Source organism: Planomonospora algeriensis, assembly GCF_977012225.1.
Map to the genome: position 1 here is coordinate 1 of NZ_CDRNDK010000737.1, position 2,093 is coordinate 2,093.

At 75.3% G+C, this 2,093-nt stretch carries 3 protein-coding genes; all 3 read right to left on the reverse strand.

Annotated elements, in window-relative coordinates; all coding sequences use genetic code 11:
* A partial coding sequence (locus tag ACWJ6R_RS35210; RefSeq protein WP_449066355.1) for a WXG100 family type VII secretion target occupies positions 1-979 on the reverse strand: 979 nt, incomplete at its 3' end.
* 23 nt (positions 980-1,002) lie between these two features.
* Positions 1,003-1,470, reverse strand: a complete 468-nt coding sequence (locus tag ACWJ6R_RS35215) for a hypothetical protein (RefSeq protein ID WP_449066356.1) — start codon at positions 1,468-1,470, stop codon at positions 1,003-1,005.
* Positions 1,471-1,497: 27 nt separating this feature from the next.
* Positions 1,498-1,692 (reverse strand): hypothetical protein, encoded by a 195-nt coding sequence (locus ACWJ6R_RS35220; protein ID WP_449066357.1) that lies wholly within the window; start codon positions 1,690-1,692, stop codon positions 1,498-1,500.
* Positions 1,693-2,093: the final 401 nt, after the last annotated feature.

Genomic DNA, 2,093 nt, shown 5'->3' on the forward strand with positions numbered 1-2,093 from the left:
CGAACCCGCCCGGCCCGGAGGGGCCGCCGGGGAGGTGGGCCGTCCCCGGGAAGGCGGGCGGTCCGGGCATCGAGGGGTCACGCAGACCGGCGAGCGTGGTCGTGGACGATCCCGGCGCGGGACCTCCGCCGTCCGGCTGTCCGGGCAGGTGCGGGGAGGCGCCGCCCGTGTTCACCTCCCCGCCCGTGCCCGTCCCCGGAGCCCCCGGCACGCCGCCGGGGATCGGGTGGACGATCCCGGACGGGTCGAGGCCGGGCACGGTCCCCCCGTCGCCCGGGAGCCCTCCGATCCCGTACGGATCGTCGTCCAGACCGGGGTCGAGGGCGACGAGCCCCGGCTGGCCCCCCGTCAGGTCCGAGGGGAGCTTCGGCGACGGGCCGCCGGGGAGACCGGTCGGCTTGTAGTCGGGCAGATCCAAGTCCGTGGGGGTGGGCAGCGCCTGCTGGACGTCGGGGGGCAGCTCCGCGTAGAGCGCGCGGATCTTCTCGTTCACCTCGTAGAAGTGGTCCCTGGCCCGGCGCTGGACCCGGTAGATCCCGTAGAACGGCGTGAGGTCGGCCCAGTCGATGTCCCGGTCCGTCCGCGAGTCCCGGCCCTGCTCGACGACCACCTCGCGCTGCGCCCAGACGATCGTGTCGGCGTACTTGCGCAGCACCGCGCCGGTGGCGTTCAGCTTGTCGGCGAGCTCGCGCATGGTCGCGTGCAGGAACTGCAGCTGCTTCTGGACCTCGACGCCCGCCGGTCCCTTCAGATACCGGGCCAGCTCCGCGGCCCGCGCCTTGAGCTCCGCCGCGCCCGCCTCGAGCGCCCCGTGGCCGGCGACGTAGTAGTCGCCCGCCCGCCGCACCGCGACCGGATCGGCGCCGTCGATCCACTCCTGGATCCGCTTCTCCAGGTAGTCGAAGTAGGAGATGTGCGCCTCTTCGGTGGCCAGCGGCCCGTCCGTGGGCTTGACCCTGATCCTCTGCACGTCCGCCATGACCGTCCGCCCCCGCCCCGTGCTCAGCGCCGGTCGCCCGGCAGGCCGTAGGCCTGTTCCGCGCCGTCGTAGGACCTGGCCATCTCCACCAGCGCGTTGACGGACTCCCCGTACTGCCGGACCAGTGAGGCGTACAGGCCGCTGCCCGGGCTGCCCGGGTCCCCGACGAGGACGGAGTAGGCCGAGACGATCCCCATGGAGAACTGCTGCGCGGTCTGCCACTGGCCGAGCTGGGCCTCGCTCAGCGCGCAGTGGCGCTGCAGGTCGGGCAGCGACCCCGCGCCCTGCGGGGGCGGCGAGGGCGGCGAGAAGTCGTCACCGGGCTTGTGGTCACCCGCCGGCGCGGGCTCCGCGCCGCCCGCGGTCAGCGCCTTCAGCGCCTTCTCCAGCTCCCCCGCGATCCGCTTCACCTCCGTGCGGTCCACCTCGGCGCCGTGCTTGCGGTCGGCCTCCGTCAGGCCGGGCCAGTCTGGATCCAGTTGAAACGCCATGCCGTGCCTTCCAGGAGCCGGGAGGGGTCAGGTGATGACCGGGGGAATCACCTCGTGGCCGGTGTTCCAGACGTCGTGCTCCTCGGTCAGCCAGCTCGTCCGCTCCTGGCCCTGCGACTCCTCGCCGCCTGCGGCGCCGCCCATCGGCATGAACGGCATCATCGGCGCGCCGCCCGCGGCGGTGCCCCGCAGCGAGGGCAGGGCCGCCCCCGCCGCCGGCACCCGAGCCGCCGCCCAGGACCGGAGGCACGCTCGTCATCGGCCCGCCGATCCCGAGCGGGTTCGGCCGGACCACCGTGCCGGGACCGGAGCCGGGGCCGAAGCCTGAGCCGGGACCGAAGCCTGAGCCGGGCTGCGCGGTGACCGCCGCCGGATTCTGCGTGGTCGTCAGGGCCGTGGCCGGATCGTTCGGGGTGAAGGCGGCGACCTCGGTGGTCCGGGGGTCGCCGGCGCCGGCCTGACCGATCACCGGGGGAACCGTGCCGTCACCGGTGACGCCCGAGCCCGGGAACGCGCCGTTCCCGTTCCCGCCGGGACCGGAGCCCGGTCCGCTCCCGCCCGGCGCGCCTCCACCGGGCTCGGTCCCGCCGCCGGGACCGCTCCCGCCGGGGTCGGTTCCGCCG